Genomic DNA, 6,697 nt, shown 5'->3' with positions numbered 1-6,697 from the left:
AGCCAAACCACAGAAGTATGCGACGAGAAAACCTAGTAAAAACAATGCCAGTCAGGCTTAACTGACTGGCATTAGGGCACCTGGCCCCGCTTGCATTCCCGTGTTGCTCTTCTTTTATTATTTGCCGTGGGCCTTGATAGCCTCGACCGCCTTGTCGGGGAAGTCGCTGAATACCCCGTCCACATCGGCCTGATAGAGGAAGATGTTGAGCAGGTCGGTGAAGTCTTTCGCATAGGCCGGGATCTGCCCCTCATCCTGACGGAAGGTATAAGGATGCACCTTGAGACCGGCCGCGTGGGCCTCTTTCACCATGCCGGTGAAGACCGGCTTGCCGGGAGTGCCCGGCTCGGTCACCACCATGGGTTTCCAGGGACCGATTCCCTCGGCATAGGTGGCGATGGTCTTCATGGCACCCGGCTTGAACATCCAGTCGTAGTCATAGGGGGTCGCCTTGCCCTTGGCGTCATAGACCATGGTCTCGTTCCAGTCGGTCTCGGCCATCAGCTGCACCAACTTCAAGTCCATACCCATGGCGGGCATCAGCTCGCCGTTGATGCGCTTGAGCTCGTTGGCATCGAAGCACTGCAGATAGACCTTGTCGCTCTTGCTGGTGTAGCCGTACTCCTTGAGCACGTTCAGCACCGCCCTGGAGATGTCCTTGCCCTCGTGGCGGAACAGCCAGGGAGCCTTGATCTCCGGGTAGATGCCGATGTGCTTGCCGGTGCTCTTGTTGAGCCCCTGGATCATCTCGATCTCTTCCTGGAAGGTATGGATCCTGAAGCTGGACTTCCACAGCGGGAAGCGCGCCGGATAGACCGGCACCTGCTTGCCGTCCACCAGCTGGAACGGCTCGGTCATGCGCAGGGAGCGCACCTCGCCCAGGGTGAAATCCACCACATAGTAGCGTCCGTCCGGGCGGGCCCGGCCGGGGAAGCGCTCGGCCACGTCCGTGATGCCATCGAGGAAGTGATCGTGCATCACCACCAGCTGGTCATCCTTGGTCATCACCAGGTCCTGCTCCAGATAGTCGGCCCCCATGCCATAGGCCAGGGCCTTGGATTCCAGGGTGTGTTCCGGCAGGTAACCGGAGGCACCACGGTGGGCGATCACGATTTTGCCTTCGTCGGCCGCCAGTGCGGGCAGCGCCAAGGCGGCCCCGAGGCCAAGGGCTATCAGGGTACGGTGAGGTTGCTTCATCAAGAGGTCTCGTTGTTATGGTGTGTAGGATGCAGGTAATTGTTATAGCAGGGGTTTATTGCAGTTTGACGGCGGGCGGCTAAGGCCGCCCGCCATGGGTCATCAGCAGGCTTCGGGCAGGACGTGGTGGTGCTCGAGCAGCCAGGCACCGAGCTGCTGCTGCTCGGATTCCGACAGGCGCAGCCCCAGCTTGCTGCGGCGCCACAGGATGTCCTCCAGAGAGTGGGCCCATTCGCGCGCGATGAGATAGCGCACTTCGGATTCATACAGCCCGGCGCCAAAGTGCTGGCCGCGCTCCTCCTTCAGCCAGAGGCGGGCATGAGCGCCATAGGCTTCGGCGATGCGCAGGGCGCTGCGATCGTCGAGCCAGTCGAATTCCAGCGCAAAGGCACGCGCCAGTTCACGCACCGAGCAGTCGAACTCGCCACCGGGCAGCCGGCAGGAGGCGGTCCAGTCCTCTCCCATCTGGCTGAACCAGGGCTTGAGCTTGTTGCAGGCGGCCTGGGCCAGCTTGCGGTAGGTGGTGAGCTTGCCGCCAAACACCGACAACAGCGGCGCGCCGTCGGATTCACCACTGAGCTCGAGCGTGTAGTCCCGGGTCACCGCCTGGGGTGAATCGGACTCGTCGTCACACAGGGGGCGCACCCCGGCATAGGTCCACACCACGTCTGCCGGGCTTATCTGCCTGGTGAAGTGGGCATTGACCACCTTGCACAGGTAGTTGATCTCGGCATCGCTGATCTTGGCTTCCCGCGGGCTGCCCTTGTGCTCCACGTCCGTGGTGCCGATGAGGGAATAGTCCTGCTGGTAGGGGATGACGAAGACGATGCGGTTGTCCTCGTTTTGCAGGATGTAAGCCTCTTCGCGCTCATGGATGCGCGGCACTATCATGTGGCTCCCCTTGATGAGGCGAATGCCGCGGGGGGATTTCTCGCTCAGGCTCTCGTCATAGAAGGTCTTGACCCAGGGGCCCGCCGCATTGACCAGACCACGGCAGCTGACGGTGAATTGCTCGCCCCCTTCCCGCTCCAGCGTCAGGGTCCAGTGTTTGGAGCCGCGCACCGCCTTGACACAGCGGGTACGGGTCTGGACATCGGCGCCCTTGTCCCGCGCCAGCATGGCATTGAGCACCACCAGCCGGGCGTCGTCGACCCAGGCGTCCGAGTATTCAAAGCCCTTGTTGATGCCGCTCTTGAGACCGTCCTGTGGCAGGAAGCGCAGACCGCAACTCCCCTTGAGCCTGTCCCGCTTGGCCAGGTTGTCATAAAGGAAGAGACCGGCGCGGATCATCCAGGCCGGACGCAGGTGCGGGCGATGAGGCAGACGAAAACGCATGGGACGGGCGATGTGGGGAGCCATACCGAGCAGGACCTCCCGCTCCGCCAGCGCCTCTTTCACCAGCCGGAATTCGTAATGTTCGAGATAGCGCAGGCCGCCGTGGATCAGCTTGCTGGAGTTGGACGAGGTGGCAGAGGCGAGATCGCTCGCCTCGAACAGCGCCACCTTCAGCCCCCGCCCCGCCGCATCTGCCGCGATGCCGACCCCGTTGATGCCGCCGCCGACGACGACCAGATCATAATGTTCGCTCATGTTCACCTACTTTCTTATTTTGTGTTTGCCATGACAGCAATGTTTGATTTCGCTCATATTAGAACATAAAAAACCAATAAACGAACATTTCGTGAGAGAAATGTGATCGCGATTGTTTTCACAATGCTAAAAATGCTGCCAGTCGGTGATGGCCTGGCCAAGCTAAGGTCTGCCGGAAACAGCCATTTCGGGCAGGGAGGAGAACAAAGAGTGCCGGATGGGGGTGCCCATGGGGCAAGGTGATGAAGGCGATGGCGTGAATTCCTCGCAGGCGCCTAGCGTCGGTGCAAACCGGGTGCCCGAGTGCGGGGGCAACATCAGGGGTCAAAGAAGGTGTGTCAGCGCCAGGAACTGGCCTCTTAGGCGCCGCAAGGGAGACGCCGCAGGCCGGGAGGGGGCAGAAAAAAAAGCGGCCGCCCCGAGGCGGCCTGATGCCTGTACGGGGAAGCTCAGCAGATATGGCAGGCGATCTGATGCTGGGACATCAGTCGCATCAGCTTCTCCGGCGGCTCCTGATCCGTGAACAGGGCGTGGATCTGGTTGAGGTTGCCGAGGTTGACCATGGCGTTGCGGCCAAACTTGGTGTGGTCGGCGGCCAGGAACACCTGGCGGGAGTGGGCGATGATGGCCTGGGCGATTTTCACCTCGTGATAGTCGAAATCGAGCAGGGAACCGTCGCTGTCGATGCCCGAGATGCCGATGACGCCGTAGTCCATGCGAAACTGGCCGATGAAGTCGCGGGTCGCCTCCCCGACAATGCCGCCATCCCGGTTGCGAATTTCGCCGCCGGCGATGATGACGGTGAAGTCATCCTTGGCGGTCAGGATGCTGGCGACGTTCAGGTTGTTGGTGACCACGCGCAGCTCCCGGTGGTCGAGCAGGGCCCGGGCGATGGCCTCGGTGGTGGTGCCGATGTCGATAAAGAGCGACGAGCCGTCGGGGATGTTGGCGGCCACTTCCCGGGCGATGCGCTCCTTCTCCTTGAGCTGCATCACCTTGCGGGCGCTGTAGGCGGTGTTGACGGTGCTCGAATGCAGTGAGGCCCCGCCGTGATGGCGCCGGATCTTGTTCTGTTCGGCGAGATCGTTGAGATCCCGGCGAATGGTCTGGGGGCTGACGTCAAAATGGGTCACCAGATCGTCGGTCGAGACGAAACCCTGCCGGGTCAGGACGTCCAGGATCTCCAGATGTCGTTGGGTTTGCTTCACGCTTGCACTCCGCAGATGAGACGAAAAAAGGCCCCGGCAGGTGCGGGGCCTTTGGCAGTGTACCTGATCCCTTTTCCAATCGATAAGGGCAGGATCACGTTTTATGCCTTATGGGCAGCCGCCTTGGCGGCAATCGACTCGTTCTCGTGCTTGAGGGTCATGGCCAGCAGGATGATGGAGAGCACGCAGGAGACGGTGAGCACCATGAAGCCGCCGTCCCAGCCGAAGTGGTCAACGGTATAGCCCAGCATGGCGTTGGCCGCGACCGCGCCACCCAGATAACCGAACAGGCCGGTGAAGCCCGCCGCGGTACCGGCCGCCTTCTTGGGCGCCAGCTCCAGAGCGTAGAGGCCGATCAGCATGACGGGGCCATAGATGAGGAAGCCGATGGCGACCAGGGCCATCATGTCGATGGTCGGGTTCCCCGCCGGGTTGAACCAGTAGACCAGCACGGAGAGGGTCACCAGCACCATGAACAGGATGCCTGCCGGGGCACGGCGGCCCTTGAACATCTTGTCGGAGATCCAGCCGCACAGCAGGGTGCCCGGGATCCCCGCCCACTCATAGAGGAAGTAGGCCCAGGAGGAGTGATCCACGCTGAAGTCCTTGGCCTCTTTCAGATAGGTGGGCGCCCAGTCCAGCACGCCGTAACGGATGAGGTAGACGAAGGCGTTGGCGATGGCGATATACCAGAGCAGCTTGTTGTGCAGCACGTACTTCATGAAGATCTCCTTGGCGGAGAACTCCTGCTCGTGGCTTTCGTTGTAATCCTTCGGGTAGTCGTTCTTGTACTCCTCGATGGGGGGCAGACCGACCGATTGCGGGGTATCGCGCATCACGAAGAAGGCAATCACCGCGATGGCCGCCGCCGCCGCCGCAGGCACATAGAAGGCGCTGCGCCAGTCGTTGAACCAGCCCATGCCGAGGATGAACAGGGGGCCTATCATGCCGCCGCCCACGTTGTGGGCCACGTTCCAGACCGAGACGATCTCACCCCGCTCCTTCTGTGACCACCAGTGCACCATGGTGCGGCCGCAGGGAGGCCAGCCCATGCCCTGTGCCCAGCCGTTCAGGAACAGGAGCACGAACATGATGCCAATGCTGGAGGTAGCCCAGTGCATGGTCCCCATCATGAACATGATGCCTGCCGAGAGCAGCAGACCGGCGGAGAGGAAGTAGCGCGCGTTGGATCTGTCCGACACGTTCCCCATCAGGAATTTGGAGAGACCGTAGGCGATGGAGACGCCGGAGAGGGCCAGACCCAGATCCCCGCGGGAGAAGCCCTGCTCGATGAGGTAGGGCATCGCCAGACTGAAGTTTTTCCGTACCAGGTAGTAACCCGCATACCCGAAGAAGATCCCGAAGAACACCTGCCAACGCATGCGTTTATAGAAGGGATCCACCTTGTCGGCCGGCAGCCGGTCGATATGGGGTGCAGGCCTGAAGAGAGTGACTGCTCCCCGCCGCAAGCGGCGAGGCTTCCCACTTCTTAGGCCGCTACTGCCGAATTGGCAGATTAACGCTGGCCTCCATGGGTAGAAACGACGTGTCCCGCCGCCTTTAATTCCAATATGCCTTGTTGCTGGATATTCATGGCCGCGTTAATGTCGCGGTCATGCCCTGCCCCACACGCTGGACATACCCACTGCCGCTGATGCAACGGCATGTCCGGCATCTTGTGGCCGCAATCGCTACACAGTTTCGAGCTGGCAAACCACTGATCAAGTTTGATTAGGTGGCGACCCGCCGCTTGTGCCTTGTACTCCAGCTTCATGATGAAACCATGCCAACCAGCATCGCCAATGGCGCGGGCCAGTTTGTGATTTTTCATCATGTTCGCTGATTTCAATGTCTCCACGATGACCGCTTGGTTTTCGTCAACCATCGTGTGAGAGAGTTTGTGCTGAAAATCGGCGCGGGCATTGGCTACCCGTTCGTGCAGGGCGGCCAGTTGCCGTCTTGCCTTGCCACGGTTGGCGCTGCCCTTTTTCTTGCGAGACAGTGCCTTTTGCTTGCGTCGTAGATTGCGACTGGCGTTGATAAGGTGGCGTGGATTGGCAATCTTTTTGCCGCTCGACTCAATGAGGTAGTGGGACAGCCCCATATCACAGCCAGTCACGTCCGTGATGAAGGTGGGCTTGGCGGGAGCCTCGCAGCCATCCTCGCAAAGGATGGAAGCATAGTATTTCCCTGTCGGGCCACGGCTGACTGTGATGCTGGATACCACGCCGATAATATCTCGATGAATGACCGCCCTGATGGGCGTCATCTTCGGCAACTGGATAGCCGCTGTGAGCACCTTTCCGTTGGGGTGATAGCTGGATTGCCTGCCCCGTTTGCTCTTGAAGGTAGGCATTCGTGCCTTGAGCTTGGGATTGAAGAAGTTGGCGAATGCCTTGTCGAGATTAATCACCGCTTGCTGCAAGGCGAGTGAATCGTACTCCTTTAGCCAGCCGTATTTGCGCGATTTTTTCGCCACTGCGAGCATGGGTTTCAGGTCGCGTTTCGGTTTCAGTGAAATCCCGTGACGCTTGAACATGTGTCGTTGAATATGAAGGGCCTTGTTGTACGCGAACCGCACCGCGCCGAACTGGGCATTCAAGAATGCCGCTTGTTCGTCGGTCGGATAAATGCGTACTTTCGTTGCTCTTCTCAAAGTCACCGCTCGCTACTAGGATACCCATACAGTATGACTTTTAACG

Annotated in this window: 5 protein-coding genes; all 5 read right to left on the bottom strand. The window is 60.2% G+C overall.

Features of this window, described 5'->3' with window-relative positions:
• Positions 1-117 precede the first annotated feature (117 nt).
• The 5 genes from glpQ to PG896_RS15460 all read right to left on the bottom strand — a co-directional run bounded on the left by glpQ (position 118) and on the right by PG896_RS15460 (position 6,651).
• Positions 118-1,197, bottom strand: a complete 1,080-nt coding sequence (gene glpQ, locus PG896_RS15480; RefSeq protein ID WP_102948241.1) for a glycerophosphodiester phosphodiesterase — start codon at positions 1,195-1,197, stop codon at positions 118-120.
• Positions 1,198-1,299: 102 nt separating this feature from the next.
• The gene (gene glpD / locus PG896_RS15475; RefSeq protein WP_102948240.1) at positions 1,300-2,787 is read right to left on the bottom strand and encodes a glycerol-3-phosphate dehydrogenase; all 1,488 of its coding nucleotides are present in this window, start codon (positions 2,785-2,787) and stop codon (positions 1,300-1,302) included.
• Positions 2,788-3,236: 449 nt separating this feature from the next.
• The gene (locus tag PG896_RS15470; protein WP_010674233.1) at positions 3,237-3,995 is read right to left on the bottom strand and encodes a DeoR/GlpR family transcriptional regulator; all 759 of its coding nucleotides are present in this window, start codon (positions 3,993-3,995) and stop codon (positions 3,237-3,239) included.
• 101 nt (positions 3,996-4,096) lie between these two features.
• Positions 4,097-5,464 carry a glycerol-3-phosphate transporter gene (glpT, locus tag PG896_RS15465; RefSeq protein ID WP_102948239.1) on the bottom strand — a complete coding sequence of 456 codons (1,368 nt, stop codon included), beginning with the start codon at positions 5,462-5,464 and terminating at the stop codon, positions 4,097-4,099.
• Positions 5,465-5,511: 47 nt separating this feature from the next.
• Complete coding sequence (locus tag PG896_RS15460) at positions 5,512-6,651, bottom strand: RNA-guided endonuclease InsQ/TnpB family protein (RefSeq protein WP_041206863.1); 1,140 nt, start codon at positions 6,649-6,651, stop codon at positions 5,512-5,514.
• Positions 6,652-6,697: the final 46 nt, after the last annotated feature.

The organism is Aeromonas sp. QDB30 (genome assembly GCF_027707645.1).
GTDB classification, from domain to species: Bacteria; Pseudomonadota; Gammaproteobacteria; order Enterobacterales; family Aeromonadaceae; genus Aeromonas; species Aeromonas caviae.
This window is presented reverse-complemented; position numbering and strand designations above follow the sequence as displayed.

Bases quoted from the DNA above. Each gene is read 5' to 3' on its own strand.
- glpQ (WP_102948241.1), bottom strand. From the start codon at position 1,197: ATGAAGCAACCTCACCGTACCCTGATAGCCCTTGGCCTCGGGGCCGCC.
- glpD (WP_102948240.1), bottom strand. From the start codon at position 2,787: ATGAGCGAACATTATGATCTGGTCGTCGTCGGCGGCGGCATCAACGGG.